The sequence below is a fragment of the Thalassobaculum sp. OXR-137 genome, from assembly GCF_034377285.1.
Classification (GTDB): Bacteria; Pseudomonadota; Alphaproteobacteria; order Thalassobaculales; family Thalassobaculaceae; genus Thalassobaculum.
The window spans coordinates 2,604,919-2,620,427 of record NZ_CP139715.1; the positions used below are offsets into that span (position 1 = coordinate 2,604,919).

General features: G+C 68.4%; 16 protein-coding genes, 1 other RNA gene and 1 pseudogene. All 18 read left to right on the forward strand.

Annotated features, from left to right (window positions below; all coding sequences use genetic code 11):
• Positions 1-264: 264 nt before the first annotated feature.
• The 18 genes and pseudogenes from T8K17_RS12295 to ftsH all read left to right on the forward strand — a co-directional run bounded on the left by T8K17_RS12295 (position 265) and on the right by ftsH (position 15,503).
• A complete protein-coding gene (locus T8K17_RS12295; protein WP_322334800.1) occupies positions 265-489 on the forward strand; it encodes a hypothetical protein in 225 nt (74 codons plus the stop codon).
• Positions 490-492: 3 nt separating this feature from the next.
• Positions 493-822 (forward strand): cell division protein ZapA, encoded by a 330-nt coding sequence (locus T8K17_RS12300; RefSeq protein WP_322334801.1) that lies wholly within the window; start codon positions 493-495, stop codon positions 820-822.
• Between the two features lie 93 nt (positions 823-915).
• Positions 916-1,074, forward strand: a non-coding RNA gene (gene ssrS / locus T8K17_RS12305) — 6S RNA.
• Positions 1,075-1,172: 98 nt separating this feature from the next.
• Positions 1,173-1,802, forward strand: coding sequence for a 5-formyltetrahydrofolate cyclo-ligase (locus tag T8K17_RS12310; RefSeq protein WP_322334802.1), 630 nt, complete (start codon positions 1,173-1,175; stop codon positions 1,800-1,802).
• A gap of 3 nt (positions 1,803-1,805) precedes the next feature.
• Complete coding sequence (locus T8K17_RS12315; protein ID WP_322334803.1) at positions 1,806-2,621, forward strand: TIGR00282 family metallophosphoesterase; 816 nt, start codon at positions 1,806-1,808, stop codon at positions 2,619-2,621.
• A 334-nt stretch (positions 2,622-2,955) separates the two neighbouring features.
• Entirely contained in the window at positions 2,956-3,705 is a 750-nt protein-coding gene (locus T8K17_RS12320; RefSeq protein WP_322334804.1) for a YebC/PmpR family DNA-binding transcriptional regulator, read from the forward strand.
• 88 nt (positions 3,706-3,793) lie between these two features.
• Positions 3,794-4,252, forward strand: a pseudogene (ruvC, locus tag T8K17_RS12325) (crossover junction endodeoxyribonuclease RuvC); the annotation flags it as partial.
• A gap of 140 nt (positions 4,253-4,392) precedes the next feature.
• Positions 4,393-5,016 (forward strand): Holliday junction branch migration protein RuvA, encoded by a 624-nt coding sequence (gene ruvA, locus T8K17_RS12330; RefSeq protein ID WP_322334805.1) that lies wholly within the window; start codon positions 4,393-4,395, stop codon positions 5,014-5,016.
• A 68-nt stretch (positions 5,017-5,084) separates the two neighbouring features.
• Positions 5,085-6,086, forward strand: coding sequence for a Holliday junction branch migration DNA helicase RuvB (gene ruvB / locus T8K17_RS12335; RefSeq protein WP_322334955.1), 1,002 nt, complete (start codon positions 5,085-5,087; stop codon positions 6,084-6,086).
• Positions 6,079-6,495: a tol-pal system-associated acyl-CoA thioesterase gene (ybgC, locus tag T8K17_RS12340; protein WP_322334806.1), complete on the forward strand. Its 417-nt coding sequence runs from the start codon at positions 6,079-6,081 to the stop codon at positions 6,493-6,495. The genes ruvB and ybgC overlap by 8 nt, the downstream gene beginning before the upstream one ends.
• A 167-nt stretch (positions 6,496-6,662) precedes the next feature.
• Positions 6,663-7,334: a protein TolQ gene (gene tolQ / locus T8K17_RS12345; protein WP_322334956.1), complete on the forward strand. Its 672-nt coding sequence runs from the start codon at positions 6,663-6,665 to the stop codon at positions 7,332-7,334.
• Positions 7,335-7,337: 3 nt separating this feature from the next.
• Positions 7,338-7,793 carry a protein TolR gene (tolR, locus tag T8K17_RS12350; protein ID WP_322334807.1) on the forward strand — a complete coding sequence of 152 codons (456 nt, stop codon included), beginning with the start codon at positions 7,338-7,340 and terminating at the stop codon, positions 7,791-7,793.
• A gap of 77 nt (positions 7,794-7,870) precedes the next feature.
• A complete protein-coding gene (locus T8K17_RS12355) occupies positions 7,871-8,977 on the forward strand; it encodes an energy transducer TonB (protein WP_322334808.1) in 1,107 nt (368 codons plus the stop codon).
• A 68-nt stretch (positions 8,978-9,045) separates the two neighbouring features.
• Positions 9,046-10,389, forward strand: a complete 1,344-nt coding sequence (gene tolB / locus T8K17_RS12360; RefSeq protein ID WP_322334957.1) for a Tol-Pal system beta propeller repeat protein TolB — start codon at positions 9,046-9,048, stop codon at positions 10,387-10,389.
• Positions 10,390-10,545: 156 nt separating this feature from the next.
• Positions 10,546-11,049 (forward strand): peptidoglycan-associated lipoprotein Pal, encoded by a 504-nt coding sequence (gene pal / locus T8K17_RS12365; RefSeq protein WP_322334809.1) that lies wholly within the window; start codon positions 10,546-10,548, stop codon positions 11,047-11,049.
• A 143-nt stretch (positions 11,050-11,192) separates the two neighbouring features.
• The gene (gene ybgF / locus T8K17_RS12370; protein ID WP_322334810.1) at positions 11,193-12,185 is read left to right on the forward strand and encodes a tol-pal system protein YbgF; all 993 of its coding nucleotides are present in this window, start codon (positions 11,193-11,195) and stop codon (positions 12,183-12,185) included.
• Entirely contained in the window at positions 12,182-13,585 is a 1,404-nt protein-coding gene (gene tilS, locus T8K17_RS12375; protein ID WP_322334811.1) for a tRNA lysidine(34) synthetase TilS, read from the forward strand. The genes ybgF and tilS overlap by 4 nt, the downstream gene beginning before the upstream one ends.
• Positions 13,578-15,503, forward strand: a complete 1,926-nt coding sequence (ftsH, locus tag T8K17_RS12380) for an ATP-dependent zinc metalloprotease FtsH (RefSeq protein WP_322334812.1) — start codon at positions 13,578-13,580, stop codon at positions 15,501-15,503. The genes tilS and ftsH overlap by 8 nt, the downstream gene beginning before the upstream one ends.
• Positions 15,504-15,509: the final 6 nt, after the last annotated feature.

Genomic DNA, 15,509 nt, shown 5'->3' on the forward strand with positions numbered 1-15,509 from the left:
GGCGTCCAGCGACCGCCGGCGCCTCGGTGGCGCGGAACATGCCCAGGGAGCGTCCTTCCGTCAAGCCGGCCCGGTGGTTCCGACACGCAATATAGGGCGGTGCGGAACCTCACATGCCGGTTCGATTGACGGTGGGCGCGACCGACGGATATCATGCGGCACCTCAACGACGGGGCTTAACTCCTTCGTTTCAGGGGGTACATCGCCGGTTTCGGATACCGAATCGTAGGCGATGGGCGGGATTGACGGACCAGGACGGCGGGTATGTCTCGGCTGAATACGGCACGCGAACGGCTGGACAAGGCGGTCTCCCGTCTTGAAAAGGCGCTGGAAGGACTCGACGATTCCGGCGGCGGCGATGCGTCGGCGGTGACCGGGGAACTGTCCGCGGTGCGTCGCGACTACGCCAAACTCTCCAAGGCGGCGGACCAGGTCGAGCAGCGGCTCGACAAGGCGATCGGCCAGCTCAAACTCGTGTTGGAGCCCTGATCCGTGGCCCAGGTCGATATCAGCATCAACGGCAAGTCGTACCGCATCGCCTGCGAGGACGGGCAGGAGAAGCGGCTGGGCGAGCTGGCCCAGATGGTCGACGCCCATGTGGCCGACATGGTGGAGCAGGTCGGCCAGGTCGGCGACACCCGCCTGTTGGTGATGGCCAGCCTGCTGGTGGCCGACGAGCTCATGGACCTGCGCGATGCCGCCAACGAGGTCGACGAGGGCGACGAGGAATTCTCGCCCAACGAGATCGAGGACATGTCGCTCGCCATGGAGAGCCTGGCCGAGCGGATCGAGCGGATCGCCGCCCGCATCGAAGGGGCCTGACCCGCGGCCTGCCGGGCCCGCGCAGCGACGCCGGCTCTCACTCCTACATCTTCGCTTGAATTTAGCCGGCCCGGGGTTACGTTGGTGTCAGCGACGGGGCGGCGCGGTTTGTCAGGCCGCACTTTACCCCTGGGGCTATAATCTCTCTGAGGGAGCTGCCTCTTCCGGGACCGTGGTCTCGGAATCGCGGCGCCCACCTGCTATGCAGGCCACAGAGGGTATGCATATGCCAACGGCCGAGGCGGCTCCGTCGCGCTGAATTTTCCTAGGGCATGTGCCCGGCCGGCCGCTCTGCCTCCGCGAGGCGCGGCACGCTGCGGAGTCCTTGTTCACCTGACCCTAGAGCGCCGATGACCGACCTGTCCCCCGATGCCCCCGCCCTCGATACGCCGATCCTGGATCCGGAGGCGCTGAGCCGGGCCAAGGCCGACCTGCGCGAGCGCATGGCCCGGCAGCGTCAGGTGCTGGCGGCGGACGCGGCGGATGCGGCCCATCGGCTGGCGATGAACCTGTCGGCGGCCATCGCGCCGTCCTCCGGCACCATCGTGTCGGGCTACTGGCCGATGCGCGACGAGATCGACCCGCGTCCCTGCCTGACCGCCCTGTGGTCCGCCGGCTGCCGCATCGCCCTGCCGGTGGTGCCCGACGACAAGCAGGCGCTGATCTTCCGCGAATGGGAGCCGGACGAGGATCTGGTCCCCGGCCCCTACGGCACCTCGGAGCCCGGGCCGGAGGCGGAGGTGGTGTTCCCAACCCTGCTGCTGGTGCCGCTGCTCGCCTTCGACCGGCGCGGCCGGCGGCTCGGCTATGGCGGCGGCTATTACGACCGCACCCTCGTCGCCCTGCGCGAATGGCAGACCGTCCAGGCCATCGGCGTCGCCTATGCCGGCCAGGAGGTCGAGGCCGTCCCCGCCGGTGCGCATGACGCCCTGCTGAACGGGGTGGTCACGGAAAACGGCTTCATCGAAATCTCGGAGTAGAGCGTGCGCCTGTTGTTTCTCGGCGACATCGTCGGACGGTCCGGCCGCGAGGCGGTCATTCATCATCTCCCCGCCCTGATGCGGGACCTGAAGACCGACTTCGTGGTGGTCAACGGCGAGAACTCGGCCCATGGCTTCGGCATCACCGCGAAGATCTGCGGCGAGCTCTACGACGTCGGTGTCGACGTGATCACCACCGGCAACCATGTCTGGGACCAGCGCGAGATCCTCGACGCCATCACCGACGACAGCCGTCTGGTGCGCCCGATCAACTTCCCGCCGGGCACGCCGGGCAAGGGTGCGGTGGTGCACGAGACCCGCGACGGCCGCCGGGTGCTGGTGATCAACGCCATGTGCCGGCTGTTCATGGACCCGCTGGACGACCCCTTCGCCGCGGTGGAGAAGGCGATCGACGGCATCGCGCTCGGCGGCGACGTGGACTTCATCCTGATCGACATCCACGGCGAAGCGACCAGCGAGAAGATGGCCTTCGGCCACGCCTTCGACGGCCGCGTGTCCCTGGTGGTCGGCACCCACACCCATGTGCCGACGGCCGACGTCATGGTGCTGGCCAACGGCACGGCCTACCAGAGCGATGCCGGCATGTGCGGCGACTACGACAGCGTGATCGGGATGAAAAAGGAATACCCGGTCAAACGCTTCACCACCAAGCTGCCGACCCCGCGCCTGGAAGCGGCCGACGGCGAGGCGACGGTCTGCGGCGTCTTCGTGGTGACCGACGACCGCACGGGCCTGGCGATCAGCGCCGAACCGGTGCGCGTCGGCGGGCTGTTGGCTGAGACGATGCCGGTGGGGTGAGGGGGCCCTCACACTCCGCCCCCGTGATCCCGATCTCGCTTCGGGAGCTCCCGCAATCCCCTCAACACCGTCATCCCGGTTTGGCCCGGACCTGGTCCGGGGCAAGACCGGGACCGGGCTGTGCTGCCCGACTGGGTCCCGGCCGGTCCCCGGATCGGGTCCGGGGTCCGCCGGGATGACGGGGAGTAGAGGGAAGGCCCCCGCCTGTGCTACACCCCCGCGCGGCGCCGCGTCGGTGCCGGGGCGGTACGGCTGAAGCCGTGCGTCGAAACCCCACATCTGGTATAGAGAGACGATTCGCGCCACGAACGGTCGCGGACGGGAGCGTTTGGAAATGGCCGGTCATTCCCAGTTCAAGAACATCATGTACCGCAAGGGCGCGCAGGATAAGAAGCGCGCCAAGATCTTCACCCGCCTGACCCGCGAGATTCAGGTCGCGGCGAAGACCGGCGGCGAGGATCCGGGCTCGAATCCCGCGCTGCGCAGCGCCATCGCCGCCGCGCGCAAGGAGAACATGCCCAAGGACAATATCGACCGCGCCATCAAGAAGGGCTCCGGCGGCGGCGACGACTCCAACTGGGAAGAGGTGCGCTACGAGGGCTACGGTCCCGGCGGCGTGGCCATGATCGTCGACGCGCTGACCGACAACCGCAACCGCACGGCTTCCGAAGTCCGCGCCGCCTTCTCCAAGTTCGGCGGCAACCTGGGGGAAACCAACTCGGTGTCCTTCATGTTCAACCGGGTCGGCCAGATCATCTATCCGGCGCAGGTCGGCAGCGCCGACGACGTGCTGGAGGCGGCGATCGAGGCCGGGGCCGAGAACGCCGAGAGCACCGAGGCGGAGCACGAGATCACCTGCCCGGTGGAGGACTTCAACACCGTGCGCGAGGCGCTGGAAGCCAAGCTGGGCGAGCCGCAATCGGCCGGGCTGACCTGGAAGCCGCTGAATACCGTGGCGGTGGACGAGGACCAGGCGGGCACGCTGATCAAGCTGTTCGACACCCTGGAAGACAATGACGACGTGCAGCAGGTGTCGGCCAATTTCGACATCGCCGACGACGTCATGGCGAAACTGTCCGCCTGATCCCCCATCGGGTCCGCGTCCCGTTCCGGATCGCCTCCGGGACGGGCGCCGGAAGTCGGGGGAGGGAGGCGGCATCACGGAGACGCGCATGCGGCTGATCGGGCTCGACCCCGGCCTCAGGAATACAGGATGGGGGGTGATCGAGACCGACGGCGTGCGCCTGCGTCACGTCGCCGACGGCACCGTCCATTCGGACGGCCAGGCCGACATCGCCACCCGCCTCGTGCAGCTCTACGACGCAATCCTGGACCTCATCGACCGCTTCAAACCGGACGAGGCGGCGGTGGAGGAGACCTTCGTCAACCGCAACCCGGAAAGCACCCTGAAGCTCGGCCTCGCCCGAGGCGTCGTTCTGCTGGCGCCGGCCAAGGCGGGGCTGCGGGTCGCCGAATACGCGCCCAAACGGGTCAAGAAGGCGGTGGTCGGGACCGGCAACGCGGCCAAGGAGCAGGTGCAGGCGATGATCGCCACGCTGCTGCCGGGGGCAGTCATCAAGAGCCCGGACGCGGCCGACGCCCTCGCCGTGGCGGTCTGCCACGCCCATTACGTCCAGTCCCGCGCCTCATTCGGCCAGACGGCCGGGGTGGCGGCGCGCAAGACCGGATCCGTCACCGACATGGCCCCGGGGCTGGAGAAGGCGATCGCCGCCGCGCTCGCCAAGGAAGCGGCCGCCGGAGGAGGACGACGATGATCTCGCGCCTGAAGGGCATTCTCGACGGTATCGGCGACGGTCAGGCGGTGATCGACGTCAACGGCGTCGGCTACCTGATCTTCTGCTCCGGTCGCACGCTGAGCGCGTTGGGGGCGATCGGCGACGCCGTGAAGGTCGAGATCGAGACCCATGTCCGCGAAGACCACATACACCTGTACGGCTTCTCCAGCGGCTCGGAGAAGGCGGCGTTCCGGATGCTGCAGACGGTGCAGGGGGTGGGCGCCAAGCACGCCCTGTCGATCCTGACCGTGCTGTCGCCTGACGAGCTGTTCACCGCCATCGCCGCCCAGGACCGCACGCTGCTGACCCGGGCCGACGGCGTCGGCCCGAAGCTGGGGACCCGGATCGTCAACGAGCTGAAGGACAAGACCGTCAACGTGGCGCTGGGAATCGCCGCCGACGCGCCGGCGGCGGCGCGGACGGCTGCGGTCAAGGCGGCCGGGGGCGATACGCTCGCCGACGCGGTCTCCGCCCTGGTCAATCTCGGCTACGGCCGGGCCGAGGCCTATGGCGCTGTGCAGGCCGCCCAGTCCGCACTCGGCCCTGACGCGGCCCTCGACCGGCTGATCACCGGCGGGCTGAAGGAGCTGGCCGGGTGAGCGGGGAGTGGGACGACGAGACGGCGGAGGGTGACCGTCTCATCGACGGTGAGCGCCGGCCCGAGGATATGGGCGAGACCACCCTGCGCCCGCAGACCCTGGACGACTTCACCGGCCAGAAGAAGGTCCGCGAGAACCTGAAGGTCTTCATCGACGCCGCCCGCGGCCGGGGCGAGGCGCTGGACCATGTGCTGCTGTTCGGTCCCCCGGGCCTGGGCAAGACCACGCTGGCGCAGATCGTGGCGCGCGAGCTCGGCGTGAACTTCCGCGCGACCTCCGGCCCGGTGATCGCCAGGGCGGGAGATCTGGCGGCGCTGCTGACCAACCTTCAGCCGCGCGATGTCTTGTTTATTGACGAAATACACCGCCTTAATCCTGCCGTAGAGGAAGTGCTGTATCCCGCTATGGAGGACTTTCAGCTTGACCTCATTATTGGCGAAGGCCCGGCGGCGCGATCGATCAGGATCGATCTGGCACCGTTCACGCTTGTCGCCGCGACGACCCGGTCGGGGCTGATCACCACGCCGCTGCGCGAGCGCTTCGGAATCCCCCTGCGCCTGCAGTTCTACGAGCCGGAGGAACTGACCCGGATCGTCAAGCGCGGCGCCGACCTGCTGTCCTTCGGCCTGACCGAGGACGGGGCCGGCGAGATCGCGCGGCGCGCCCGCGGGACCCCGCGCGTGGCCGGCCGGCTGCTGCGCCGGGTCCGCGACTTCGCCACGGTTGCCGGTAAACAGGTGGTGGACGCGATCCTCGCCGATGCCGCCCTGACCCGGCTCGACATCGACAAGCGCGGGCTGGACGCCATGGACCGGCGCTACATGGGCTGCATCGCCGAGAACTACGGCGGCGGGCCTGTCGGGGCGGAGACCCTCGGGGCCGCGCTCGGCGAACAGCGCGACGTCATCGAAGAGGTCATCGAGCCCTATCTGATGCAGCAGGGCCTGATCCAGCGCACCCCGCGCGGTCGTATCCTGTCGGCGGCGGGCTGGCGCTATCTCGGCCTGACGCCGCCGAAATCCGTCGACACCCAGCTCGATCTGCTCGGCCAAGGGGAGGACGATGTCTGAACCCTTTCGCTTCCCCGTGCGTGTCTACTACGAGGACACGGATGCGGGCGGGGTGGTCTACCACGCCAATTACCTGCGGTACGCCGAACGGGCGCGCACGGAATTTCTGCGGGCGCGGGGGGTCGAACAGCGGGAGATGCGGGAGGCGGAGGACTTCGCCTTCGTGGTCCGGCGCTGCACGGTGGATTACCGGGCGCCGGCGGTTCTCGACGATGCGCTGGAGGTGATCACCCGCATAACCGGGGTCCGCGGCGCCGCGCTCGAAGCGGTGCAGGAGGTCGTCCGCCAGGGCGAGTCCGATCCGCTGGTGGTGATGGATCTGGTGATTGCCGGGGTGAATGGGCGGGGTCGGCCGGTACGGCTGCCTCAGAAGATACGGGATCTGGTCGGCGGCTCCGCCCCGGCCTGAGTGTTTGGACGACAGGCCGGCGGCAACGCGCCCGGGCGGCTACGAGGAAGAGGAAGTCGATGCAGCAACTTGCACAAGCGGTGGTCGATACGACCCAGAGTGCGGCCCCGGGTCTGGCTTCGCCGGGACTGGCGGCGCCCGCCGTGGCGATGTCCCACGAGCTCAGCATGTGGGGCCTGTTCATGCAGGCCGACACCGTGGTCAAGATCGTGATGCTGCTCCTCATCCTGGCTTCGGTCTGGAGCTGGGCGATCATCTTCGAAAAGATCATGAAGATGCGTCGGATGCGGCGCCGGGCGGACGAATTCGAGGATGCATTCTGGTCCGGCGGGTCGCTGGAGGATCTGTACGACCGTATGGGCAGCCATCCGGCCGACCCGATGTCGTCGATCTTCTCCTCGGCCATGCGGGAATGGCGCCGCTCGGCCGCCAAGGGCCTGACCCAGCGCTCCAACGAGCTGCGGGCCAGCCTGCGCGAGCGGCTCGACCAGATCATGACCCTGACCATAAACCGGGAGATGGAGGCGCTGGAGAAGCGCATGACCTTCCTGGCCTCGGTCGGCTCCACGGCCCCCTTCGTCGGTCTGTTCGGCACCGTGTGGGGTATCATGAATAGCTTCCAGGCCATTGCCGCCTCGAAGAACACTAGCCTCGCCGTCGTGGCGCCGGGCATCGCGGAGGCGCTGTTCGCCACCGCGCTGGGTCTGGTCGCCGCCATTCCGGCGGTCGTCGCCTACAACAAGCTGTCCAGCGACCTCGGCCGCTACTCCGGCCGGCTGGAAGGGTTCGCCACCGAGTTCGGGTCGATCCTGTCGCGACAGCTGGACGAGGGACGCTGAGACGTGGCCGGCGGACTCATCAAACGGGGAACCGGTCACGGCAGAGGGCGTCGTCGGAACCCGCCGCTGAGCGAGATCAACGTCACGCCGTTCGTCGACGTGATGCTCGTGCTGCTGATCGTCTTCATGGTCACCGCACCGCTGCTGACCGTGGGCGTGCCGGTCGACCTGCCGAAGACCAAGGCGGCCCAGCTCACCGACGAGGTGGAGCCGCTGGTGGTTACCGTGCGGGCGGACGGCAGCCTGTTCCTGCAGGAAAGCGCCATCGGGCGGGACGAACTGGTCCCGAAACTGCTCGCGGTGGCGGGTGCCAATCCCGAACTCAGAATTTTCGTCCGGGGCGACAAGTCTATCGCCTACGGGTCGGTCATGGAGGTCATGGGCCAGATCAGCTCGGCCGGGTTCACCCGGGTGGCGCTCCTGGCGGAGCTTCCGGAGGAGTCGGCGGGCACCAACTGAGGGTGCCTCTGGATCCCGTGCAGGGACCCGGAGAGCCGCGGTGGTGATGGCCCAATGAGGAGCGTGACGAGCGAACAATGAACGTGGCTCTGGTCATTTCGATTCTGATGCACGCCGGGGTGCTGGCGCTGGCCGTTTTCGGTCTGCCGATGCTTGCCCGCGACGAGCCGATCGAAAACCGCCTGGTGGTCGTTGACGTGGTCACCGTCGCGGAAGTCACGAACGCGCCGCCGCCGGCCGAAACCACCAAGCCGGACAACACCCCGCCGCCGCCGCCCACGGCCGCGGCCCAGCCAGACCGCACGCCGCCGCCACCCCCTCCGCCTCCCGCAGCCAGGCCGGCACCGCCGCCGCCTGCCCAGAAGGAGGCCGCCAAGCCGACTCCGCCGCCGCCGGCCAAGGTCGCCGAGGCGTCCCCGCCGCCCGAGCCGGCCCCGCCCGTCAAGGCGGAGCCCGTGCCCGTGCCGGCCAAGAAGCCGGAGCCGCCGAAGCCCGAGCCGGAGAAGCCGGAGCCGGTGCCGGTGGAGAAGCCGAAGCCGGACGTCGTCAAACCGGAAATTCCGAAGCCGGAGACGCCGAAGCCGGAGGCGCCCGAGGCGGCCAAGGTCGAGCGCGTCGAGGACGAAGCGCCCGCCCCGGTGCCCGTGGCCCGGCCGAAGCCGCCCGAGCGTCCCAAGCAGGTCGCCGAGAAGGAGGCGCCGAAGACGCCCGAGAAGAAGGAGCCGGAGAAGAAGGACGACTTCATGAACGTCCTGAAGACGGTTCAGAAGCTGAAGAAGGACGCGCCCAAGCCGGCGGCCGAATCGAAGCCGTCGCCGGTGCCCGACGCCGACACCACGGCGCGCAACTCCAGTTTCGATCCGAGCCAGAAGCTCTCGGTGTCGGAGATGGACGCGATCCGCCAGCAGATCAGCAGCTGCTGGCTGGTGCCGGCCGGCGCGAAGAACGCCGCCGATCTCGTGGTCGAGATCGAGGTCACGATGAATCCCGACCGCACGGTGCGGTCCTACAAGGTGGTGGATTCCGCACGGATGCAAAGCGATCCGTTCTTCCGCTCCGCCGCCGAGTCCGCCATGCGGGCGCTGAAATCGCCGAACTGTTCCCCGCTGCAACTTCCGCCGGAGAAGTACGACACATGGAAAAACTTCACGATCACCTTCGATCCGAAGGACATGCTGTCATGACCGACAGCGCCGTTTCGAGCGGCCCGGTGACGGCGCCCCGCCCGCCGCGTCCCACCGTCGACATGTCGATGTCGCGACGCGACCTCGCCCGCCTGTCGCTGGCCGGTCTGGTCGGCGCGGCGGGGGTCGGCGGTTTCGCCGCCCCGGCGCGCAGCGAGTTGCGCATCGACATCACCCGGGGCCGGGTGGATCCGCTGCCGGTTGCCATCGCCGACTTCAAGGGCGAGGGCGTGGAGGCGACGCGGGTCGGCCGAACGATGACCGAGATCATCTCCTCCAACCTGGAGCGGTCGGGGCTGTTCAAGCCGATCAACCCGAAGGCCTTCATCCAGTCGGACCTGGATTTCGACACGCCGCCGCGGTTCGGCGACTGGCGTCAGATCGCCGCCCAGGCGCTGGTGCACGGCCGGGTGACCATCCCGTCGCCGGGTCAGTACCGCATCGAGTTCCGTCTGTGGGACGTGTTCGCCGAGCAGTACATGACCGGTACCTCGCTGACCGCCATCGAGGAATCGCTGCGCCGGGCAGCCCATATCGTCTCGGACATGATCTACAAGCGGATCACCGGCGAGGACGGCTACTTCGACACCCGGTTCGTCTATATCGCGGAGAGCGGCCCGCAGAACCGGCGCAAGAAGCAGCTCGCCATCATGGATCAGGATGGGGCGAACCATAAGTTCCTGACCGACGGCAACACCCTGGTGCTCACCCCGCGCTTCTCGCCGACGGTGCAGGAGATCACTTACCTCGCCTACTATCAGAACCGGCCGCGGGTCTACATCTTCAACCTGGATTCCGGTCAGCAGGAGGTCCTGGGCGACTTCCCGGGCATGACCTTCGCGCCGCGCTTCTCGCCGGACGGCAACCGGGTGATCATGAGCCTGGCCAAGGACGGCGTGACCGACATCCACACCATGGACCTGCGCACCCGCCGGGTGGCCCAGCTCACCAACACCCGGTCGATCGACACCTCGCCGACCTATGCCCCGGACGGCAGCCAGGTGGTCTTCAACTCCGACCGCGGCGGCACCCAGCAGCTCTACACGATGGGCGCCGACGGCTCGAACGTGAAGCGGATCAGCTTCGGTGACGGGCGCTACGCCACGCCGGTCTGGTCGCCCCGCGGCGACCTGGTCGCCTTCACCAAGATCACCGGCGGCACCTTTCACATTGGCGTGATGCGTCCCGACGGTTCCGGCGAGCGTCTCCTCAGTCAAGGATTCCTGGTGGAAGCGCCGAGCTGGTCGCCGAATGGTCGCGTTCTCGTTTACTTCAAGCAGACGCCGTCCGACCGGAGCGGACGCGGCGGAACGTCGAAGTTGTACACGATCGATCTTACGGGCTACAACGAGCGCGAGGTCATTACCCCGCTGGATGCGTCGGATCCAGCGTGGAGCCCCTTGCTTCGCTAATGGATTAGAAGTTATAAGGAAACACGCTCGTGGTCGGCTGTCGGGAAACTGTGCAGTCCGGCTCGACGAGTCCGGGCCCGGCAGGCCGGGTCTTTTGGACCACGAGGGGGGCGGGGCGCCCGGCACCACAGAATTCTCCAGAGGGACACACCTACCATGCGCATCAAGTTTCTCAGCGTATTTGCCGCCGTCGCGCTGCTCGCTGCTTGCGAGACCGCTCCCGACGAGTCGGCGAATGCGGGTTCGGGCGGCAACGTTCAGCCGACCACTTCCAGCACGGCGACGGCCCCCACCGGCCCGACCCCGGGCAGCGCGGAAGACTTCGTCGTCAATGTCGGCGACCGCGTCTTCTTCGCGTTCGACAGCTCCGCGCTTGACAGCGAGGCCCGCACGACGCTCGAGCGTCAGGCGTTCTTCCTGCGCAAGTATCCGAGCACCTCGGTCACCGTCGAGGGCCATTGCGACGAGCGTGGCACCCGCGAGTACAACCTGGCGCTCGGCGAGCGTCGCGCCAGCGCGGTGAAGGACTATCTCGTCTCCCTCGGCATCGATCCGAGCCGTCTGTCGACCATCTCCTACGGCAAGGAGCGCCCGGTGAACCCGGCGTCGACCGAGCAGGCCTGGGCCGAGAACCGTCGCGGCGTTACCGTTCTCAACTAACGGTTCGCGATCGCGTATTGGACGGCGGTGCCCACCGGGCGCCGCCGTTCTTTTTTTGACCGCTTCGTTTGGGCGGACCGGATGCGGCGGCAATCTGCCTTCCGCGCCATAATTCCGCCGCGAGCATCCTGGAGACTGGGACCATGATGCGCTTCCTCGTGATCATCCTTCTGTTGTCCGCCGCCGCTCCGTCCGTCGCTTCGGCGCAGGACGTGAACGCCCTGCTGAACCGCATGGCGCGGCTCGAGCGGGAACTGGCCGACCTTCAGCGCACGGTTTATGCCGGCGGTCAGCCGCCGGCCTCGGTCACCTCCAGCCAGGCCACCCAGCTTTCCCAGCCCGACGGTGTCGGCGGATCGCCGCTGGCCCGGGTGGAAGTCCGCCTCCAGCAGATCGAGGCCGATCTGCGCCGGATCACCGGCCGCATAGAGGAGTTGGGCTACAAGGTGCAGAACGTGTCCGACCGGATGGACAAGCTTCAGACCGATACCGACATCCGCTTCCGCGAGCTGAGCGGCGACGCCGCCGGTCCCGCACTCCAGGACAGCGGGACGCAGCCGCGAACCGAGCTGGCCCCGCCGGTCGACGCCACGCCGTCCGCCTCCGGTTCGGATGCCGGGCCGACCACCGGCGCGAAGCCGAAGGATCTCGGCTCCCTGTCGGGCAGCGAGCTCTCCGCCCTGAAGGCGACAACGCCGCCCCCGGCCAGCGCAGCCCAGGGCCAGACGGCACTGCTCCCGGCCCAGGGGTCGGTGGAGGAGCAGTACAAGGCGGCCTTCGATCATCTGGTGAAGCACGACCTGCCGACCGCCGAAGCGGCCTTCAAGGCGTTTCTGGCGGCGCATCCGGACGACCCGCTCGCCGGCAACGCCCAGTACTGGCTGGGCGAGACCTACTACGCGCGGGAGCGCTACGAGGAGGCGGCCGTCGCCTTTCTGGGGGGCTATCAGAGTTATCCCAAAAGCCCCAAGGCGGCCGACAATCTGTTGAAGCTCGGCATGGCCCTGGCGCGGATCGATCGTAAGGAGGAGGCGTGCACGACCTTCGCCAAGCTGAACGAGGACTTCCCCAAGGCGCCGACGAACATCAAGCGCCGCATGATCAACGAGACCAAGGCGCTGAACTGCGGCGGGTGAGCCCGCCCCCCAACGCGGACGTTGCCCGGACGCCGACCCCGCTCGACGAGCGGGATGGGATCGCCCTGATAGAGGCGGTCTTGGCCGAAGAGGGCGATCCCACCGGACCGGTCGCCCTCGCCGTGTCGGGCGGACCCGACAGCACAGCCCTTCTGCATTTCGCCGACCGCTGGTCCATCCTCCGGCGCCGACCGCTCCTGGTCCTAACCGTCGATCACGGCCTGCGCGCCGAGGCGGCGGCCGAAGCGGCCGATGTTGCCCGCCGGGCCGCGGCACTCGGCCATTCCCACAGAATACTCCCCTGGCACGGCCACAAGCCGACCTCCGGCATTCAGGCCGCGGCCCGCGAAGCGCGGCTGACACTGCTGACCGATGCCTGCCACGACGCCGGCGCTTCGACCCTTCTGCTGGCGCATCACCGCGACGACCAGGCGGAAACGGTGTTGCACCGCATAGAGCGGGACACCGGGCCCGAAGGTCTGGCCGGTATGGCGCCCGTCGCCTGGCGGTGCGGCGTGCGGCTGGCCCGGCCGCTGTTGGGCGTCCCGAAGGAGCGGCTGGAGGCGTCCTGCCGGGCGGCTGGATGGGACTATGTGGAGGATCCCTCCAACGCCGACCCGCGGTTCACCCGCGCCGAGCTGCGGCGGCTGCGCCCGGCGCTCGACGTCGCGGGGCTGACCGCCGACCGGATGGCCCGCCTCGCCGACGCGATGGGTGCCGCCCGCCGGGCCATGGAGGCGGAGGTGAGGGACTGGCTCGCCCGCCATGCCCGGATCCATCCCTGCGGCACCTGCCGGCTCGACCGGGCGCTGCTGGCGGCCGCACCGCCGATCTTCGCCGCGGCCGTGCTGCGCGGCGTCCTGAACATTGCGGGGGATACCGGCTATCCGCCCCGGACGGCGGCGATGGACGGGCTCCTCGCCTGGCTGGGCGACGCGGCGGGCGGTCGGCGGCGCACCCTGAGGGGATGCCTGCTGCAGGCCGATGGGGACAGCGTGACCGTGATGCGCGAGGAAGCGGCCTGCGCGCAGCCCCTGTCGATACCGAGCGGGCGCACAGCCTGCTGGGACGGTCGTTTTCTCGTGCATAATGCAACTGGCGGTCCGATCGGGATTCAGGCCTGCGGCACAGAAGGCTGGCGGCGGATCAAGCGTTTAGGGCTGGATGCCGCGCTTCCCGAGAGTGCCCGCGCGCTGCCGCACCCCGCGCGGCTCGCCTGGCCGATTGTCACTGACCTTGACGGGGTCGTCGCGCTCCCCCACCTTGTGCTTGGCGAGCGAAGGGCGCCCAACCCGGATGATTTCGGGCCGGAGGACTTAGGGGTGATAATCCACCTGCTGGCGACGCGTGAGCGACGGATCGATGGCCCGATGGCCAATGGAAGGCTGACACGTGAATAATTTCGGCAAGAATCTCGCCCTCTGGATCATCATCGGCGTCCTGCTCGTGGCGCTGTTCAACCTGTTCCAGGGTTCCTCCCCCCGTACCGGCCAGCGCAGCCTCGCCTACTCGGACTTCCTGTCCGAAGTCGATAGCGGGCGCGTGAACCAGGTGACCATCCAGGGTCAGCAGATCTCCGGGCGGTTCTCCGACGGCAGCACGTTCCAGACCTATGCGCCGCGCGACGCCGAACTGGTCCCGCAGCTCACCAAGTCGGGCGTGCGGATCTCCGCCGCGCCGCCGGAAGAGGGCACGTCCGGGCTGTTCCAGATCCTGCTCAGCTGGTTCCCGATGCTGCTGTTCATCGCGGTCTGGATCTTCTTCATGCGCCAGATGCAGGGCGGCGGCGGCAAGGCCATGGGCTTCGGCAAGAGCCGCGCCCGGCTGCTGACCGAGAAGACCGGGCGGGTGACCTTCGACGACGTCGCCGGCATCGACGAGGCGAAGTCCGAACTTGAGGAGATCGTCGAGTTCCTGAAGGACCCGCAGCGCTTCCAGCGTCTGGGCGGCAAGATCCCCAAGGGCTGTCTGCTGGTGGGCCCTCCGGGCACCGGTAAGACGCTGCTGGCCCGCGCCATCGCCGGCGAAGCCAACGTGCCGTTCTTCACCATTTCCGGTTCCGACTTCGTGGAGATGTTCGTCGGCGTCGGCGCCAGCCGTGTCCGCGACATGTTCGAGCAGGGCAAGAAGAACGCCCCCTGCATCATCTTCATCGACGAAATCGACGCGGTCGGTCGCCATCGCGGCGCCGGCCTCGGCGGCGGCAACGACGAGCGCGAGCAGACCCTGAACCAGCTCCTGGTGGAAATGGACGGGTTCGAGGCCAACGAGGGCGTGATCCTCATCGCCGCGACCAACCGTCCGGACGTGCTCGACCCGGCCCTGCTGCGTCCGGGCCGTTTCGACCGCCAGATCGTGGTGCCGAACCCGGATATCCTGGGCCGCGAGAAGATCCTCAAGGTGCATATGCGCAAGGTGCCGCTCGGTCCCGACGTGGATGCGCGCACCATCGGCCGCGGCACCCCGGGCTTTTCCGGCGCCGACCTCGCCAACCTGGTCAACGAGGCCGCGCTGCTCGCCGCCCGCAAGGGCAAGCGCGTGGTCGGCATGACCGAGTTCGAGGAAGCCAAGGACAAGGTCATGATGGGCTCGGAGCGCCGCTCCATGGTCATGACCGACGAGGAGAAGAGGCTGACCGCCTATCACGAGGCCGGTCACGCCATCGTCGCCCTGCACTGCCCGGACAGCGATCCGATCCACAAGGCGACCATCATCCCGCGCGGCCGTGCGCTGGGTATGGTCATGCGCCTGCCGGAAGGCGACCGGATCTCGCTCTCCAAGGCCAAGCTCGAAGCCGACCTGCGCGTCGCCTGCGGTGGCCGGATCGCCGAGGACCTGATCTTCGGCGCGGAGCGGATCACCACCGGTGCTTCTTCCGACATCCGTATGGTCTCGGAGATGTCGCGCCGGATGATCACGGAATGGGGCATGAGCGACAAGCTTGGCTTCCTGGCCTATTCCGCCGATCAGCAGGAGGTGTTCCTGGGCCACTCGGTGACCCAGCAGAAGAACGTCTCCGACGCGACCGCCAACGTGATCGACGAGGAGATCCGCCGGATCACCGACGAGGCTTATGACGACGCCCGCCGGATCCTCGAAGAGAACATGGACGATCTGCACACCCTGGCGAAGGGCCTGCTGGAGTACGAGAGCCTGTCGGGCGAGGAGATCAAGGAGCTGCTCGCGAGCGGGTCCGTGGATCGCGGCGGCCGAGACGAGCCGACCAAGCCGACCGGCCCCGGCCGACGCGCTTCCGTGCCCACCGGCGGCACCGCCCCCGGCGGCGGTCTGGAGCCCGATCCGCAACCCGGCGACTGACCTGCC